Annotated in this window: 15 protein-coding genes and 1 pseudogene; 8 read left to right on the top strand and 8 right to left on the bottom strand. The window is 57.4% G+C overall.

What is annotated here, in order from left to right:
* Positions 1 to 16: 16 nt before the first annotated feature.
* From EGY08_RS30120 to EGY08_RS30110, 3 genes are all read right to left on the bottom strand, one after another.
* The gene (locus EGY08_RS30120; protein WP_123829361.1) at positions 17 to 577 is read right to left on the bottom strand and encodes a nucleotidyltransferase family protein; all 561 of its coding nucleotides are present in this window, start codon (positions 575 to 577) and stop codon (positions 17 to 19) included.
* An 88-nt stretch (positions 578 to 665) separates the two neighbouring features.
* A complete protein-coding gene (locus tag EGY08_RS30115; protein ID WP_123829360.1) occupies positions 666 to 1,310 on the bottom strand; it encodes a TenA family protein in 645 nt (214 codons plus the stop codon).
* Positions 1,310 to 2,155, bottom strand: a complete 846-nt coding sequence (locus EGY08_RS30110) for a BtpA/SgcQ family protein (RefSeq protein WP_049115273.1) — start codon at positions 2,153 to 2,155, stop codon at positions 1,310 to 1,312. The genes EGY08_RS30115 and EGY08_RS30110 overlap by 1 nt, the downstream gene beginning before the upstream one ends.
* Positions 2,156 to 2,181: 26 nt before the next feature.
* Between EGY08_RS30110 and EGY08_RS30105 the strand changes: the two genes are divergently transcribed.
* Complete coding sequence (locus tag EGY08_RS30105) at positions 2,182 to 3,054, top strand: PfkB family carbohydrate kinase (RefSeq protein WP_123829359.1); 873 nt, start codon at positions 2,182 to 2,184, stop codon at positions 3,052 to 3,054.
* 1 nt (position 3,055) lies between these two features.
* Here EGY08_RS30105 and EGY08_RS30100 read toward each other — a convergent pair whose 3' ends face one another.
* Positions 3,056 to 4,009, bottom strand: a complete 954-nt coding sequence (locus tag EGY08_RS30100; RefSeq protein WP_049115270.1) for a substrate-binding domain-containing protein — start codon at positions 4,007 to 4,009, stop codon at positions 3,056 to 3,058.
* A 345-nt stretch (positions 4,010 to 4,354) separates the two neighbouring features.
* On the opposite strand from EGY08_RS30100, the gene EGY08_RS30095 reads away from it, so the two are divergent.
* The 7 genes and pseudogenes from EGY08_RS30095 (at position 4,355) to tolA (ending at position 11,088) form a co-directional block, all read left to right on the top strand.
* Positions 4,355 to 5,377 (top strand): LacI family DNA-binding transcriptional regulator, encoded by a 1,023-nt coding sequence (locus EGY08_RS30095; RefSeq protein WP_004120296.1) that lies wholly within the window; start codon positions 4,355 to 4,357, stop codon positions 5,375 to 5,377.
* Between the two features lie 380 nt (positions 5,378 to 5,757).
* Positions 5,758 to 6,504, top strand: coding sequence for an ATP-binding cassette domain-containing protein (locus EGY08_RS30090; RefSeq protein WP_177447605.1), 747 nt, complete (start codon positions 5,758 to 5,760; stop codon positions 6,502 to 6,504).
* Positions 6,505 to 6,522: 18 nt separating this feature from the next.
* Positions 6,523 to 7,524 (top strand): ABC transporter permease, encoded by a 1,002-nt coding sequence (locus EGY08_RS30085; RefSeq protein WP_162625997.1) that lies wholly within the window; start codon positions 6,523 to 6,525, stop codon positions 7,522 to 7,524.
* A 3-nt stretch (positions 7,525 to 7,527) separates the two neighbouring features.
* Positions 7,528 to 8,607, top strand: coding sequence for a phosphotriesterase family protein (locus EGY08_RS30080; protein WP_004120289.1), 1,080 nt, complete (start codon positions 7,528 to 7,530; stop codon positions 8,605 to 8,607).
* Between the two features lie 13 nt (positions 8,608 to 8,620).
* Positions 8,621 to 9,376, top strand: coding sequence for a glutamine amidotransferase (locus tag EGY08_RS30075; protein WP_123829357.1), 756 nt, complete (start codon positions 8,621 to 8,623; stop codon positions 9,374 to 9,376).
* A pseudogene (locus EGY08_RS30070) lies at positions 9,376 to 10,519 on the top strand (M20 family metallopeptidase). The gene EGY08_RS30075 and the pseudogene EGY08_RS30070 overlap by 1 nt, the downstream one beginning before the upstream one ends.
* A 146-nt stretch (positions 10,520 to 10,665) precedes the next feature.
* On the top strand, positions 10,666 to 11,088 hold the full coding sequence (gene tolA / locus EGY08_RS30065) for a cell envelope integrity protein TolA (protein WP_004120265.1): 423 nt from the start codon (positions 10,666 to 10,668) through the stop codon (positions 11,086 to 11,088).
* Positions 11,089 to 11,139: 51 nt separating this feature from the next.
* Here tolA and EGY08_RS30060 read toward each other — a convergent pair whose 3' ends face one another.
* The 4 genes from EGY08_RS30060 to ttrS form a co-directional block, all read right to left on the bottom strand.
* Entirely contained in the window at positions 11,140 to 13,128 is a 1,989-nt protein-coding gene (locus EGY08_RS30060) for a TonB-dependent receptor domain-containing protein (RefSeq protein ID WP_004120262.1), read from the bottom strand.
* Between the two features lie 15 nt (positions 13,129 to 13,143).
* Complete coding sequence (locus EGY08_RS30055; RefSeq protein ID WP_049115258.1) at positions 13,144 to 14,202, bottom strand: YncE family protein; 1,059 nt, start codon at positions 14,200 to 14,202, stop codon at positions 13,144 to 13,146.
* Positions 14,203 to 14,370: 168 nt separating this feature from the next.
* Positions 14,371 to 14,958, bottom strand: coding sequence for a tetrathionate respiration response regulator TtrR (gene ttrR, locus EGY08_RS30050; protein WP_004120256.1), 588 nt, complete (start codon positions 14,956 to 14,958; stop codon positions 14,371 to 14,373).
* Positions 14,933 to 16,705 carry a tetrathionate respiration histidine kinase TtrS gene (gene ttrS / locus EGY08_RS30045; RefSeq protein ID WP_123829356.1) on the bottom strand — a complete coding sequence of 591 codons (1,773 nt, stop codon included), beginning with the start codon at positions 16,703 to 16,705 and terminating at the stop codon, positions 14,933 to 14,935. Before ttrS ends, ttrR begins: the two co-directional genes overlap by 26 nt.
* Positions 16,706 to 16,768 lie beyond the last annotated feature (63 nt).

Raw genomic sequence — 16,768 nt, 5'->3', positions numbered from 1 at the left:
GAACAGCGGCTTTGCGTTATGTCGGGACGAGAAGCCGCAGGCCGGGATAACGCTGTAGCCAGCGTTTTTCCACGACGCGCTGGCGGAAAATAGCCAGCTTATGCTGCGCAAATACCGGCGTTGGCCGCAGACGGAGCTCAAAGAGATCGTCCAGCCCGTAGGGCGCGATAATCTCAATATGGTCTGTTCCTCCCATTCTGACCGCCATAGCCGTCGCGGTTTCAGGCCAGTACAGCAGCGCATTCTCCGTTGAGTGATAAGGTTGATGTCCGTTGCGTTGATGCATTCTTGCCTGATTTTTCACCGACCAGTTAAAGGCGGAATTTTGCTGGCTCAGCCTCTCTTCCAGCGCGCTATCGCAGGCGGAAGTCGCGCTTTTCGCGTCGAACCAGACAACATCCACATCACCCGAAACTGTCCTTAGCCCGTAGCCGTGCAGATGATCCCAGACAGCATCTCTGACAAAGCCGGCGCCAATCCAGCCATCGTTGAGTTCCAGCGCCTGCACGGCGTACAGCGCGTTCATTCTTATCGGGTCGTTTAACAACACGCTTTGCAAGAGGTCCTGATATTTCATGGTTTCCCTGTAAACGGCGATCGGTCCGCTAAGTGTATCAGCGTTCAGGAGGCGCCGCTTCAGGCGCCCCCTGTTATTCACCTCGCGGCTACGCTTCGTACGCGGCGTGATGGAAATCAATTTCCCACTGCAGTACATCGCCGTAAAGCGCCGACAGCGCCTGCTTTTCGCTTTCACTCAGCGTCATGGCGCAGCGGTCGAGTTCGTTCTTCAGCCAGAGAGCCTGCTGATAGAATGCGTCCTCGGCGTGCATTTCCACCCAGCAGCGCACGTCAGCATCGCTCTGCCGATGTTCGCTCGCCCGTCGGCACCAGAAATAATACATCCACTCCGCGCCGAACATCATCGTCACGATCTGCTCGTAGCTGCCCTCCCGGGCGGTTCGCAGCATACCGTCGCGAAAGCGCCGCACGCCGGGCAGATCGTCCGGATAATCAGCAGGAGTTATCCGCCGTTCTGATAAAACCTGTTCAAACCATGCAATCTGCGTGTCAACCAGAGCATTCAGCACGCCAATCAGCCAGCGCTGCTGATGAATACCTGGCGCCTTGCTGACTCCGAGGGCAAAAATCGCGATTGCCGTCGCGACGAAGTTGCCCTCAAACACCAGATAGCGGTTGAAGACGGCAGGCGGCAGACGATCCTCTTCGATATCCGTCACAAAACGGTGCCGCTGCATTGCCTGCCACACCGGCTGATGCTCGCGCAGCAGGCGTTCGCTAAACGCTTCCATTATGCCTCCTCCAGCGCGGCCTGCGCGATCGACATGAAATGCTTCACCCGGGCCAGTTCAACATCGTTCCACCACACGCCATCGACCTTCATCGTACTGGCCACGATGACCCCCTGAGTCCGCTCGAGGATCTGGCGCACGTTGGCCGGCGTCACCCCGGAGCCTACCAACAGCGGTAGTTCCGTCGCCGCGCGGATCTCGTCAATTTCCGCCATCGTGGCGCTATCGCCCGTACGCTGGCCGGTGGCGATCACCGCGTCAGCCTCGAAGAAATCGACGTCGCGCGTCAGCTCCTGAATCGAACGATCGGCAACGATGGCATGGCTACCGTGCTTGACGTGGCTATCGGCAAAAACGCGAATATGCTCAGCGCGCAGCATACTGCGGTAGCGCAGCGCCTTAGCCGCTGCCCCTTCAATAAACCCTTCATTGGCGATATAGGCGTTGGCCCACTGGTTTACGCGAACGAAATCGGCTCCGCCCGCCAGGGCGATAGCCATCGCCGGGATCGCCGCGTTCGCCAGGACGTTAATGCCCAGTGGCACAGCAAAACGCTCGCGCACTTTCTCAGTAATCACCGCCATCAGCGCGGAAGTTTCGTGACCAATATCCTCAGGTTTGGAAAAAGGAATATCCCCGTGATTTTCAATAATCAGGCCGTGAACGCCGCCTGAAACATAATTTTCAGCATCGCGAAGCGCGCGCTCAATAATATCACGGACTGATTTCCCTCGATATTTAGGCGCACCAGGAAAAGGATCGCAATGAATAACTCCAATAACCGCTTTGCTACGTGAAAAAATAGCTTGTATTGCATTCGTTTTTTCTGCTGAGATAGCAACCATCTTATCCATCCTGTTAAGGGAACACTATGCGTGTTTACGTTACCGGTAATATTACCGTAGATGAAACCTGGTCAATTCCGGATATACCGAAAAAAGGCGCTTCAATTCACGGCGTTAAAGTTTCGCAGGATATCGGCGGTAAAGGCGCGAACCAGGCGATTATATTAGCCCGCTGCGGAATAGAAACACGCTTAATTGCCGCCACGGGAAATGACAGCAACGGCGTGTGGATCCGTCAGCAGATAAAAAATGAACCACTGACCTTGCTACCCGACGGTCATTTCAATCAACATAGCGATACCTCGATTATTTTAAATAGCGCTGATGGCGACAATGCCATTATTACCACTACCGCCGCCGCGGATACATTCCGCCTGGATGACATCATTCCGCATATCGCGGATGCCGTCGCCGGCGATATTCTGCTGCAGCAGGGCAATTTCTCCCTGGACAAAACGCGGGCGCTGTTCCAGTACGCCAAAAGCCGCGGTATGACGACGGTATTCAACCCCTCGCCCGTCAATCCTGACTTTTGCCATCTGTGGCCGCTCATCGACATCGCGGTGGTCAATGAATCTGAGGCCGAGCTGCTCCAGCCATACGGGGTGAAAACTTTAGTGATTACCCAGGGGGCCGCAGGTGCCTGGCTGGTCCAGCAGGGCCAGCGCCAGTTTTGCCCCGCCGTGCCCGCCGAGGCGCTTGATACAACCGGCGCGGGCGACACCTTCCTCGCCGTGATGCTGGCTTCCGCCCTGCTGCGCGACGTCGCACCGGATGCGCTGGCGCTGGCGCATGCCAGCCGGGCTGCCGCCATTACCGTTAGCCGCCGGGGGACGCTCAGCGCGTTTCCCGGCAGCCATGAGCTCGCCGCCCTGTTAACCACGGGCGGCGCGCGCTGACCTACTTAAACAGCGAACGGTAGGTATCGACGTTCGCTTTGGTTACCACCGTGGCCGGAACCAGAATGGTTTTCGGCACGGTTTTACCCGAAGTGATGCTGTTCAGCGCCTTCAGGGCTTCGGCGCCCATCTTTTCCGGGTCCTGCTGCAGTACAGCGGTCACGTAGCCGCCGTCAATACCGGAAATCGCCTTCGCTGTCAGATCCCAGCCAAACACTTTAATGTCCTTCTGGCGCCCCTGGTTTTCCACGGCGGCAATCGCGCCGAGCAGCGCGGGTTCGCCGGTGGCATATATCGCCGTCAGGTCCGGATTACCGGTGATCAGGTTTTCCGCCGCGGTCATTGCTTTATCCTGCACATTCTGCCCATCAACAACGTTAGCGATGGTGATCTTCGGATTGCTTTTCAGCGTCTCTTCGAACCCTTTCTGCCGCTGGTTCTGAATAGCCGAGTTCAGCGCGCCGACGATACCCAGCCGCGCCTGGCCGCCCATCTCTTTCTGCACGTAGTCCACGAAGTATTGACCAATAATTCTGCCGCCTTCAATATTATCAACGCCGACCTGGGCTGCCTGTGGCCCGGCCGGTAATACGGCATCAATCGCAATCACCGGAATGTTAGCGGCGGCGGCTTCTTTTACCGCGGGCATAATTCCGTTAACATCGATAGCGGCAACCAGAATGCCTTTAACGCCTTGCTGAATATAGTTTTCAATCGCGTCATTTTGCGCCACGGGATTATCGTTAGAGTTAAATATCACTAAATCTTTGCCGCTGGCTTTTGCCGCATCCTGCGCGCCTTTATTCATCAGATTAAAGAACAGCGCCTGCTGATTGATTTGGACCAGCGCATAAGTCGGAGCGGCCGCGCCGGCGGTAGAAATAAAACTCATTGATGCCAGCATCGTCGTGGCGACAGCAAGTAAACGCAGTTTTCCGGTGTTAAATAACATCATCAGTATCCTCGTCGGGAATAAGTGATAACCAGCAGAGTTCCGCGCCGCATGCGAACGCAGAAGGATTATTTTTTTGGCGGGCAAATATCGTCTATGTGGCCAGAACCATCATCGATCGTTCGGCGAATACCTGCTTAACTTCATTCCGGCAACCGGTCCGTGTCGGTGCGCGACTGGAATGACTTAAACGGGTTTGGGAATGACTTCCCGGATGATGCGGTAAACTGCCTATACAATTCTCCGCAGATTAAAATTTGTCAAGCATTTATTTATGGCGATTATGAGCGGAGAAATTGCTGTATCCACCGCGCTTAACTATGTTACAGATAGCCGATTCTGGCAGAAATGGCGCAGGAAATGAGTATAAAACGCGTATTGTTATCCGATGTCGCAAAGCTGGCGGGACTGTCGAAAGCCACCCTGTCGCGCTATATGAACAACAGTATTGTGCTGCCGCAGGACACCATCGACCGTATCGAAACGGCGATTCGCGAACTGGACTATCGCGGTAATAGCCTGGCGCGTCGTCTGAGCAAAGGCGGCAGCGAGACGCTCGGCCTGGTGCTCCCCGATATTACCAACCCCTTTTTTGCCGAGTTGGCCGACGCCGCCGAAGAGGCCGCCTCCGCCAGCGGTTATAGCCTGGTGCTGTGCATCACCCGCAATAATCCTGAAAAGGAGTGTCAGTTCATCCGCTGGCTGGATACCTGTCAGGTCGATGGCCTGCTGTTCACCACTAACCGCCCCGATAACGGCCTGCTGCGCAAAGAGGTCCAGCGTCACGAACGCATTGTCCTGCTGGATGAAGATATACCCGGCAGTACGGTGCCGAAGGTGTTTGCCGATAACGTTCAGGGCGGGCGGATCGCCACCGAAATGTTGATCGCCGCCGGACACCGCCATATCGCCTTCGTCGGCGGTCCTGACAAGCTGATGAGCGTCCGCGAGCGCTATCAGGGCTTCTGCACCGCGATGGAGCAGGCCGGTCTGAGCTGGCCGCCCGAATGGGTGATGTACGGCGACTACCAGCGCGAGTTCGGCCAACAGGCGCTGCGCTACCTGTTTAGCCAGCCGCTTCGCCCGACCGCCGTCTTCGCCGCCAGCGACTACCTGGTGCTTGGCCTGCTTGACGGGCTGCGCGCCAGCGGGCTTCAGGCGCCGGAGGCGCTGTCGCTGGTCGGCTTCGACGACGCCAACTATGCCGATTTCACCCAGCCGCGTATCTCAACTATCCGCCAGCCCGCCCGTGAACTGGGCCGCACCGCGGTGAATATCATGATGCGCCTGCTGAACAATGACCAGGATATCCCGGCAGAAACCCGCCTACCGGTAGAATGGATCGGTCGCGACTCAATCAAGATTTGTTAAGCGCGTCCCAAAATGGCGCAAAAGCGCCCAGTTTTGGCGCAAAAAACGATCAATTCACAATCTGTTCACTATAATCAGTAAACCGGTTTACCGGAATGTAACCAATAAAATCTATTGATTACATATGGTTAAGTTACAGGGCTGCTGTGTAGTTCCTGCCCTGGCACGGATGCTGCAACGTTCTTACTGGCGAACAAATATCTTACGTAGCGTTTGTCCTGACTGTGTTGGCGAGTGCTCTATTCCGCAGGTAAACCGGTTTACTAGCATGTAAACCGTGTCGGATAGCATCTCTCCCGCAGGATGGCGAACATTTTCCCGGCAACAGCGATGGGAGTTATCAGATGCAGCAGCCACAAACTACCCCGCCAAGGGTGGAGATGATCAACATCACCAAGACCTACGGGTCGATACGTTCATTGCGCGGAGTCAACCTCGAGCTGGCTCCGGGCGAGGTGCTGGGCTTGGTGGGCGATAACGGCGCGGGGAAATCCACCCTGACCAAAGTACTCTCGGGGGCGGTGATCCCCTCCAGCGGCACGATTCGCATCGATGGCGAACAGCAGCAGTTCGCTAATCCGGCCGATTCGCGCCGCTGCCATATCGAGATGGTCTACCAGGATCTGTCGCTGTGCGACACGGTCGACGTCGCGGGCAATCTGTTTATGGGCCGCGAGCCAATGAAATCGGTCCTCGGCATCCCGTTTCTCGACGAGGCCAAAATGCACGCCGACGCCCGGGAGATGCTTAAAGGTCTCGGGATCTCCATTCCGGATACCCGCCTGCTGGTGCGAAATCTCTCCGGCGGCCAGCGTCAGGCCATTGCCATCGCCCGCGCGGCGGCCTTTGACCCGAAAGTGTTGATTATGGATGAACCCACCGCCGCGCTGGCCGTCGCGGAAGTTGAAGCGGTGCTGGAGTTGATTCGCCGCGTTTCCGCTCGCGGCGTGAGCGTGATTCTGATTACCCACCGCCTGCAGGACCTGTTTCTGGTCTGCGACCGGATCATGGTGATGTACGAAGGTACCAACGTCGCCGACAGACGAGTGGCCGACACTAGCCTGAGCGATATCGTTAACCTGATTGTGGGCGAAAAATTCACCGCCCGCTCTGCGGCCGCACATTGAGGTAACAGGATGAGTATCATGAACTTAAGCAGTTCCCGCATGATCCAGCATTCGCTGCCGCGCCGCCTGCTGCATAACCACTCCGGCGTGGTCAGCATCGCGCTCTTTTTCGTTTTCTGCTGCGTGGTGTTCTCGCTGATCACCAGCAACTTTCTCACCGGCACCAACTGGCTCAACATTATCCGTCAGAGCGCCCCGCTGCTGATCGTCGCGACGGCAATGACCCTGGTCATTACCACCGGCGGCATCGATCTGTCGGTGGGTTCCACCCTCGCGCTGGTCGGCGCGCTTTCCGCTATCGCCCTTAACAACTGGGGACTGCCGTGGCCGGTGGTTTTGCTCGGCGGCTTGTTGCTCGGCGGCGTCGTTGGCGCCATCAACGGCTTCTTTATCGCCTATGAGGGCATACCGGCGTTTATCGTCACCCTCGCCACCCTGGCCGTGGTTCGCGGCATCGCGCTATTGGTCACCCAGGGCTACTCGATCCCGGTTCCGGCTGACAGCCTGTTTACCTTTATAGGCCGCGCGTGGGTTGTAGGAATCCCTATGCCTGCGCTGATCGGCATTATGATTTTGGTTATCGGGCACATCGTTCTCAACCATATGCGTTTTGGCCGCTACGTGACGGCTATCGGCGCCAACGCCGAAGGCGCGCGACGCAGCGGGATTAACACCAAAGCGGTCACCATGAAGGTCTATATCATCAGCGGCATGGCCGCCGCGCTGGCGGGGATGATTATCACCGCGCGCCTCGGCAGCGGCTCCTCCAACCAGGGCGAAGGTTTTGAACTGCAGGTCATCGCCGCCGTGGTGCTCGGCAGTACCAGTCTGTTTGGCGGCTTCGGCACTATTATCGGCACGCTGCTGGGCGCGCTGTCGATTGCGGTGATCCAGAACGGGCTGATCCTGTCGCATATTTCTCCGTTCTACACCCAGATTGCCACCGGCACTATTATCCTGCTGGCTATCTGGCTGAACACCCGCATTCTCAACCCGGCGCGCTCCGCGGCAAAAGGATAGCAGATGAAAGGATCAATTTTTCGCCATCCCGACCCGCTGCCGGTCGGCGTCAGCAGCGGTTACGTGATGACGGTGGTCGGCCCGCTGCCGATAAGTGAAATGGGCGTTACGCTGATGCATGAGCATATTCTGCTGGATGCCTCCGGCAAATGGGTGCCGCCCTGCTGCTGCAGCGATCGCCATCTTGCCGAAATGCCGGTGAAAATGGAAAACCTCGGCGAACTGTCGCTGAACCCGCTGATGAGCCGCGATAATTGTCAACTGTTTGACGTCGACGTCGCGATTGAAGAGCTGACGAAATATCGCGCCCTCGGCGGGGAAACGGTGGTCGATCCGACCAATATCGGTATTGGCCGCGATCCCAAAGCGCTGGCGCGTATCGCCCGTCTGACCGGCCTGAACATTATTATGGGCACCGGCCTCTATCTGGAACCCTCGCACCCCGAGTGGGTAAGAACCAGCAGCGTTGAACAGCTGACCGAGCGGCTAATCTACGATCTCGGCGGCGCAGAGGAGAAACCGGAGGTGCTCGCCGGGCTCATCGGCGAAATCGGTATCTCAAGCCGTTTTACCCCGGATGAGGAGAAATCCCTGCGCGCTGCGGGCCGGGCCAGCGCCGTGACCGGGGTACCGATCGAGGTCCACCTGCCCGGCTGGGAACGGCTGGGTCACCGTGTACTGGACATTCTCGAGCAGGAAGGCGCCGATCTGCGCCATACGGTGCTGTGCCACATGAATCCCAGCTTTGCCGATAAGCGCTACCAGCGGGAACTGGCGCAGCGCGGGGCGTTTCTCGAATACGACATGATCGGCATGAGCTATTACTACGCCGACGAGTCGGCGCAGTCGCCCTCCGATGAGGAAAACGCCCGCGCGATTCGCGAGCTGATTGACGACGGCTATATCCAGCAAATTTTGCTGTCGCAGGACGTCTTTCTGAAAACCATGCTCACCCGCTACGGCGGCCACGGTTACGGCTACATACTCAAGCATTTTGTTCCCCGCCTGCGGCGCCACGGCGTCAGCGGCGAACAGCTTGAAACCTTGATGATTGGAAATCCCCAACGGGTCTTTGGCGGATAAAAGGAAAGTCATAATGCAGAAAAAAATCTTACTGGTTGGGGAATCCTGGACCAGCACTTCAACACACGTTAAAGGCTTCGATCAGTTCGCTACCGCCACCTGGCATACCGGCGCGACGGATTTTCTGGCGGCGCTCGCGGACAGTGCCTACGCCATTACCTACATGCCCGCCCACGCGGCGGCGACAGACTTTCCGCTGACGCTGGACGCGCTGCGGCAGTGGGATGCGATTATTTTGTCAGATATCGGCGCCAATACGCTGCTGCTGCATCCGGACACCTGGCTGAGAAGCCGCCGAACCGCCAACCGTCTGACGCTTTTGCATGACTATGTGGCCGGCGGCGGGTCGCTGATGATGATCGGCGGCTATTACAGTTTCCAGGGAATCAACGGCGGCGCGCGTTATCGCCATACCGCGGTGGAGAAAGTGCTGCCGGTCCGCTGCCTGGCATGGGACGATCGCATTGAAACGCCGGAAGGTTGTTATGCCGAGGTGACGGAATCCCACGCCCTGTTCAACGATATTCCGGGCGAATGGCCGTGGCTGCTGGGCTATAACGAAGTAGAAATGCATCCGGAAGGCAAACTGCTGGCGACCGTGGCCGGTACCGGTCATCCGCTGCTGGCTATTCGCGAATATCAACAGGGTCGCTCGCTGGTGTGGACCAGCGATATGTCGGCACACTGGCTGCCGGAAGAGTTTGCCAAATGGCCCGGCTATCGCCAGCTGTGGATTAACTGCCTTGACTGGCTGACGGAACGTCGCTGATGACCACCACCCTTGAGCTCGCCCGGCAGCTGCTGGGCTTTAACACCATCAACCCGCCGGGCAGCGAAGCAGACTGCATGCGGTACTTTGCCGACTGGCTTAACGCTAACGGTTTTGCGGTTTCGCTGTCGTCATTCGGCGAGGAACGCTGCAATCTGATCGCCAGGCTCCCCGGGGCAACGCCTGGTAAACCGCTGGCCTTTACCGGGCATCTGGATACCGTGCCGCTGGGAAATGCCCGGTGGCAGTACGACCCTTTCGGCTCGCAGGTGGAAGACGGGCGTCTTTATGGCCGTGGCTCCAGCGATATGAAAGCGGCGATAGCGGCGTTTGCCGTCGCCTGCGTTCAACAGCGGGAAACGATCCGCGCCGGGCGCGGCGCGGTATTGCTGATTACCGGCGGGGAAGAGACCGGCTGCGACGGCGCGCGGGCGCTGATCGCCTCTGCGCCGTTGCCGGAAGTGGGCGCGCTGATCGTCGGCGAGCCCACCGCCAACTATCCGGTGATCGGCCATAAAGGCGCGCTCTGGCTACGCTGCGAAACGCGGGGAAAAACAGCCCACGGCGCGATGCCGGAACTGGGGATTAATGCTATCTATCTGGCGGCGGATGCGCTGACTAAAATCCAACATTTTTCGCCGGGGGCGCCGCATCCGTTGATGAAGCAGCCCACGGTAAACGTCGGACGTATTGAAGGCGGGCTAAATATTAATTCCGTGCCGGACCGCACGCGTTTCGATGTCGATATCCGCAGCGCGCCCAATTTACAGCACGCCACCATCCGCCAGCGGTTGCTCACGCTGCTTGGCGAGAGCGTCACGGTGTCGACGCTGGTCGATCTGCCCGCGGTACTCAGCGAACAGGATCACGCATGGATAAAACAAGTATATCAGCGCTGCCAGCCGCTGCACGATCGGCCGCTTGAGCCGCGGGTGGTGCCCTACTTTACCGACGCCTCGCTGCTGCTGCCTGCGATGGGCAACCCGCCCTGTATCATTCTTGGCCCCGGCGAACCCTCTATGGCTCATCAAACCGACGAATACTGCCTGGTCAGCCGGCTGGAGGAGGCTGAGCAGCTGTACGGGAACCTGATTCGCGACTGGATGGCGTAAACCGCCCGCGGCGAAGGCAGAAGATACGTGACAGCGTCACTTAACGTCGCTGTCGCGCGTTCGATCCGCCGCATGAAAAATCAGCGATTAGGGTTTGAATAATATCGCGGAATAACAGAGGATAACCGCCTCGTATCCGGAATATCTCGTCGCCAGCAAGGAGGCATTACCCTGTTCATGAAAATCAGCCCGCTGCTCATTTGCACCCTCTCTTTACTCCTTTCCGCCTGCTCGGGTAGTGCTTCTGCGCCGGACAGCACCGAAGACGCTAAAATATCGGCAGAAGCGGATAAAATACTTCGCGATTATCAAACGGGTTCAGATACTTCACCGCAGGCCAATGCCTCACGCTATCTGGCGCGGATCCAGGCGGCTGTCTTCGCTAACATAGACCAGACGGCGTCCTGGCAAGGGCAAACATGCTCGGTGCGCTTAACGCTACAGCGTGACGGGACAGTGCAGAATCCAACGGTCGAGAACGGCGATCCGGCACTATGCGCGCAGGTGATGTCCGCGCTGAAACAAGCCAAAATCCCGCCTGCGCCAGACGAAAAAACCTATCAAACATTCAGTCATCCCGTTCTGGACTTCAGGCCCTGACAGCTCTTTGTGAAATCATTTCGCAGGGGCCATTCGGCCCCTGCATTATTGTCAGAACTCAATGCGCCCGCCGAAATTATAGCGCCGCCCTTCCAGCATCGCCGTCTGCCTGTAGGCGGTGGTGTAAACCGGATTTACATCAAACAGATTGTAGATCCCGCTCATCAGGGTGATGCGCTTAGTCAGGTGGTAACGCGCGCCTAAATCCACCAGCGCGTAGGCGTCCGTTGAGCTGGACTTGCCGATATCCGGCGATCTGCTGCGCCAGCTGGCCTTGGTCCATAGTTCCAGATCGGAAGTGGTGTTCCACGTCAGCGAAACGTTGGCCATACTGCTGGGGAAATCGTTTAGCGCATAGCCTTTATACTCACCGCTTTTCTGTTCGCTGTGGGTGTAGGTATAGTTGGCGTTTGCCTTCAGCGCTGCGGTCACCTGCCAGTCGCCGTTCAGCTCCACACCGTAGATCTGCGCATCACCGACGTTAATATATTGCGACACGCTATCGGCGGTATAGCCATTGTATTGGCACTTCTGGGTAGCCGATGAAGTACAGATGGTATGGTCGCTGATTTTATCTTTAAATTTGGTGTAAAAAAGGGTGGCGTCGAGCGCCAGGGCATCCCGCTGCCAGTACACGCCCAGCTCGGTATTGATGCTTTGTTCCGGCTTGAGATCGTCGTTGCCAATACCGATTTCAGAATAAGGATAAGCCCCGTAGACGCTGGTAAAACCGGCATTATTCTGGCGTAAATCCGGTTTTTTATAGCCGGCGGACACGCCCCCTTTCAGCGCCCAGGTTTCGTCAATGGTCCAGTTACCGTACAGCTTAGGCGTAACGTGATAACCGAAATAGCTATCATGATCGAGGCGCGCCGAGGTCGTCAGGGTAAAGTCCGGGACGATCATCCACGCGTCTTCCGCGAATACCGCCCAGCCGTGGCGGGTAATTTTACTGACCGGGGTGACGCCAGGCGCCTGTTTGTCGGCGATACCGAAGGTGTCATTCAGCTCGTTGCGCGTAAAGTTGACGCCTAACGTCAGCTTGTGATCGCCCAGCGTAAAGGTGTTCGCGCTATTGGCCTCAAAATTATTCTGCTTAATAAACTGCGGGTCCATGCCGGGCACGCGGTACTCCGTGCGGGCCTTTTCGTAGCTGATAAAGTTCTTCACCTCCAGCAGGTCATCACCGTACCAGGCATGCTGTGACAGCGATGCCGCATCGCGGTCAAAACCCCAGTACCACTCTTTATCATTATGGGTTTTCTCCTGATTACCTTTGGTGGCGTTCAGATCCCAGAGCTGGGTATCGGTTGGCGACAGAGAAATCGTGGCATCCAGATTTCCGGACTGATGTTTAACAAAACGTTCTTGGGTCGGGCTGTCATCGTCGCGACGGTCAAGATAATCTGCGCCCACGCTGACCCCGAGTTTACCCGGCACGACCGGCCCCATAAAGAAGGCGTTTGTCTGGTTAGTATTGCCGTATTCGCTTTTCTCCTGCAGGAAGTAATTATCCTCCAGCACCCCCGTCCATGTGTCGAGGTTATACGCCTTTTTGGTGATGACGTTGACCACACCGCCAATAGCGTCAGAGCCGTACAACGAAGACATCGGCCCGCGAATGACCTCGATTCGTTCAATAGCGGCCAGCGGCGGCATAAACGCCGCTTCCGTCCCAATATGATGCCCGTAGGGACGAGATTCGCGGGTAGATTGCTTGATGCCGTTCACCATATACGAGGTATAGGTCGAATCCATACCGCGCATCTGTACATCGCCGGTCGCCAGGCTGCCGTGACCGTTGCCCACCAGCACGCCAGGCATCTCGCGCAACGCTTCGGTGATGTTTTGATTTGAGCGGGTATTCAGCGCCTTCTCATCGAGCACCGAGATCGTCGCCGGCGCCTCGCGCCTCTCCTGGCTGAATCCCGTGGCGGTCACTACCATCTGTTCTTCATTTACTACAGCGCCATCTGCGGCGAAGGCTGCCGCGGGTAGATTCAAGGCGAGCGCCACCGCCACGTCCAGGCGTGTTTTCATCGTCACAAAAAATCCTTAAAATTTAGTTAGATCAATCTTGAGAACGTAGTCAGCCAGGTTGCTTTTTTCGTCCTGTTTGACGCTGGCATAGAGCGTTCCGCCATCCGCTGAAAGCGCCAGGCTGTTGGGCATGGCCGCCGTTTTGATGGTGTGTTTAAGATGGTTGGTTTTCGCGTCGATGATGCTTATCGAGCGATCGTTACGATGGGTCACATAGATTTCATCGCGCCCGGCGTGATAGAGCACGGCGATGGAGTTTGGCGAAGCGATACGATCGACCAGCTTGCCGGAGTCCAGCTGCACCACCAGCACATCGCGGGTATTGGTATCGGCGATATATCCGACTCCGGCGACGGTGTTCAGGGCGATATTGAGGAAGTAGTGGTCAGATTCAGCCGGGTCAACCTTCACCCGGGAAAGCAGTTTCGACGTTTTGCCATTGAGGGTAACCAACTCCCCGTTGCCGGTCACCGCATAAACCTTTTCACCCGAGGTATCAACGGCAAACCCCACCGGATCAATGTTCTTCAACGTGTCAATCAGCTGCTGCTTGCGGGTATCGACCACCCAGAGCAGGCCCTGGCCCTTGCGCCCTATCCCTGACACATACAGACGCTGGTTTAGCTTATCCAGTACGACTTCACGGACGTGAGCCTGTTTCTCCGGATCTGAATCATCGCTTAGCTGAATAGTGTTAATCACCCTATTGGTCAGCGTATCCAGCAGCGTCAGCGAACCATCCAGCGCATTGCCCAAATACAGGATATGGTTTTCTTCATCCAGAGAGAGCGCAAAGGCGCGGCGTTCGGTGGCGATTTTCTCATCAATCCGCAGAGAATCCGCCGTCAGTCGAAAGACCAGCCCCACAGTTTTATCTTTATCAAACGAGGGTGCGGAAGCGGCATACAGCGCCTTCTGACCGTTATCATAAGCCAGCTCATAAACGCCGTGGCCGAGAGACTGAGTGAGGAATTCCCGCTCGCTGAAATCCTTAGCCGAGGCGGAGAGAGCATGCAGACAAAACGAAATGACCAGCGCGCGGCGCGCGACCTGCTTCAGAGATGCGGTTGACATGTAATTTTTCTTTACAGTAGTTTACGGAATGCAAACATTAATGAAAATAAATATCATTTGCAATTACGTTTACCTGCATCTTCCCTACCAATTTTTGTGTTCTGATATCAACCGCCGCTTTGTTGACGCCGGGAACCCGCCACTCTGCATTCAGCGTAATCAATAAAATCACGAGATAACCGGCTGTAAGATGCTGACTAATTCCGCCAGACTCCCGGCCTGCATCTTTTCCATCACCCTCGCCCGATGGACCTCCACCGTGCGTACGGCAATGTTCATCGCCTGCGCAATTTCCCTGTTCATGAGCCCTTTCACCACCAGCAGCGCAAGCTCCCGCTCTTTGGGCGTAAGCCGCTGATAGCAATCGACGACTTTTTTCTGTGCAAAGCGCTCGCCGGAGACCGCGAGCCCATGTTCCAGCGCCGCCTGCAGCGGCATTAGCGAAACCGGCTTTTGCAGAAAATCCACCGCGCCGCGTTTCATCTGCTCTACCGCCATCGGGACGTCGCCATGTCCGGTCAGAAAGACCACCGCCAGGGTACTGCCGCACTGGCGCAGCGCCTCATGTACTTCCTGACCATCCAGCGTCGGCATCCGCATATCCAGCAGGACAACGCCGGTCCGGTAGAGATCGGCCTGCGCGAGGAAGGCGTCCCCCTCTGCCCAGCACATTACCTCGTAGCCCAGGCTTTCCAGTAAAAAAGCACATGCCTGAGTCACCGCCAGGTCGTCATCCAGTAGATAAATTATCGCCATTGCCGCTCCGCGCTTCTTGTTGCATGAATGTCAGTACCACGGTGACACCGGGTTGCCCATCGGGCGCCGCTTGATTTGTCAGGCTTATCTCCCCCCGTCCATAGCGGACCAGCCGCTGACAGATAACCAGCCCAAGCCCCATCCCCTCTTGACGACTGGTCACAAACGGCTGAAACGCCTGTGCAAGCTGCGCTTCGGCGATACCGCCGCCGTTATCCTGCAGGACGATCTTCACGCCTCCGGCATCGCGAACGGCGTCAATCCACAGCATCTTCGCCCCGGCCTGCGCCGCATTGAGGATCAGATTCGCCAGCACCTGTTCAAGCAGCACCGGCGGTAAGACGAGCGTTAACGGGCGATCGACATCGCTGTTGAGCAACAGCCCGGGAAACTGCTGCGGCATTCGCAGCCACTGCCAGACATGGTCAATGGCCTGACGAACGCTGATGCGTTCCCAGGTCTCCGTGCGTCCCGGCTTCCCGTGCGCCTGGCTAACCCAATGGCGCAGGTTGCGCAGCGTTTCCGCCCCGCGCTGAGCCTGTTGATCGATATGGCCCAGCGCGGGCAGTAAGGGATGCTGCGGATCCTGTTTCTGCAAACGGATCGTGCAGCCCTGCGCATAGTGGCGGATAGCCGACAGCGGCTGATTTAATTCGTGAGCGAATCCCGAAGTCATTTCACCCAATACGCTCATCTGCCTCGCCGTTTGCAGCGCCTGCTCCTGCTCGCGCAGACGGATGGCGTTGCGTTCAAGCTGTCGCCCGCGTCGCCGCACCAGCAGCATCACCCAGATATAATTCAACGTCAGCAACAGCAGCGCCAGCCCGATGCCGCCCATGATTAACCGGTGCTGGATAAGCCAGCTTTTTACCTCAAGCCACAGCCGTCGCTGCTGGGGGTGCTGTTGAACTTCGCTCAGCAATGCTTCAACCTGGCGGGTCGACGCGGGCGCTCCCCAGTGAAAGGCGGCGTTAGCCGGGGCATTGAGCAAGGCGCGGGTCACCCGATCCGCCAGCGCGTCGCTCACCGCCGGAAGCGCGGCAAACGACCAGTCGGGATACAGCGGGGTGCTGGTTAAACAAGGCATCGCCGCTGGCCGCTCGATGACCGCGGTAAAATCACCTTTATCCACCAGCCCCTCATTAGCCATTTTTTCCAGCAGGCACACCGGCACAATCGCCGCCTGCAGCGCCTGTTCACGCAGCAGGTAGATCAGCGCGTCGGCGGGAAACCCGCTAAAGCGCAGGTGCAGATCGCGTTCCGGCCGCAGCCCGGCATCGATCAGCGCCTTATATCCCAATAAATAGCCGCCGAACGCCTGAGGATCGATGGCCCCTACCGTTTTGCCGATCAGATCGGCCGGCGACGCAATACCGCTGTCGCGACGAGTCAAAATAACGCTGCCGATCACGTTGCCTGTCCCTTGCGAAGAGCGCAAAGAGGCCAGCCAGCGCAGGGAAGAATGACTATTCAACTGGACAAACTGCGCCGGATTGGTCACCACGAACTGCACCGCGCCGTTATTGACCGCCTCCTGCATCTGCTGCAGATCGAGTGGCTGAATATGGAACTGCTGATCCGTTAGCTGCTGATTGAGCGCCACCTCCAGCGGCTGCCAGTGGCTGCGGGTTAAGACCTCGCCGCGCATGGCCAGAACGCCGATATTCCACGACGCCGCCCACCCGCTGCTGTTCAGCAGGAGCGCCGTCACCAGCAGCGTCAGATGCTGCACCGTTTTCGCTCTCACTCGATTGTCCCTGTTCATTATGTTGTTTTAGATCAACAACCCGCCGGGTATGTGGTTAACCAC

It is taken from the genome of Klebsiella sp. FDAARGOS_511 (assembly GCF_003812845.1).
Classification (GTDB): domain Bacteria; phylum Pseudomonadota; class Gammaproteobacteria; order Enterobacterales; family Enterobacteriaceae; genus Klebsiella; species Klebsiella grimontii.
This window is presented reverse-complemented; position numbering and strand designations above follow the sequence as displayed.

What these genes read in the sequence shown, in the direction of transcription:
- EGY08_RS30120 (WP_123829361.1), bottom strand. Translation starts at nt 577, where the DNA reads ATGAAATATCAGGACCTCTTGCAAAGCGTGTTGTTAAACGACCCGATA.
- EGY08_RS30115 (WP_123829360.1), bottom strand. Translation starts at nt 1,310, where the DNA reads ATGGAAGCGTTTAGCGAACGCCTGCTGCGCGAGCATCAGCCGGTGTGG.
- EGY08_RS30110 (WP_049115273.1), bottom strand. Translation starts at nt 2,155, where the DNA reads ATGGTTGCTATCTCAGCAGAAAAAACGAATGCAATACAAGCTATTTTT.
- EGY08_RS30105 (WP_123829359.1), top strand. Translation starts at nt 2,182, where the DNA reads ATGCGTGTTTACGTTACCGGTAATATTACCGTAGATGAAACCTGGTCA.
- EGY08_RS30100 (WP_049115270.1), bottom strand. Translation starts at nt 4,009, where the DNA reads ATGATGTTATTTAACACCGGAAAACTGCGTTTACTTGCTGTCGCCACG.
- EGY08_RS30095 (WP_004120296.1), top strand. Translation starts at nt 4,355, where the DNA reads ATGGCGCAGGAAATGAGTATAAAACGCGTATTGTTATCCGATGTCGCA.
- EGY08_RS30090 (WP_177447605.1), top strand. Translation starts at nt 5,758, where the DNA reads ATGATCAACATCACCAAGACCTACGGGTCGATACGTTCATTGCGCGGA.
- EGY08_RS30085 (WP_162625997.1), top strand. Translation starts at nt 6,523, where the DNA reads ATGAACTTAAGCAGTTCCCGCATGATCCAGCATTCGCTGCCGCGCCGC.
- EGY08_RS30080 (WP_004120289.1), top strand. Translation starts at nt 7,528, where the DNA reads ATGAAAGGATCAATTTTTCGCCATCCCGACCCGCTGCCGGTCGGCGTC.
- EGY08_RS30075 (WP_123829357.1), top strand. Translation starts at nt 8,621, where the DNA reads ATGCAGAAAAAAATCTTACTGGTTGGGGAATCCTGGACCAGCACTTCA.
- tolA (WP_004120265.1), top strand. Translation starts at nt 10,666, where the DNA reads ATGAAAATCAGCCCGCTGCTCATTTGCACCCTCTCTTTACTCCTTTCC.
- EGY08_RS30060 (WP_004120262.1), bottom strand. Translation starts at nt 13,128, where the DNA reads ATGAAAACACGCCTGGACGTGGCGGTGGCGCTCGCCTTGAATCTACCC.
- EGY08_RS30055 (WP_049115258.1), bottom strand. Translation starts at nt 14,202, where the DNA reads ATGTCAACCGCATCTCTGAAGCAGGTCGCGCGCCGCGCGCTGGTCATT.
- ttrR (WP_004120256.1), bottom strand. Translation starts at nt 14,958, where the DNA reads ATGGCGATAATTTATCTACTGGATGACGACCTGGCGGTGACTCAGGCA.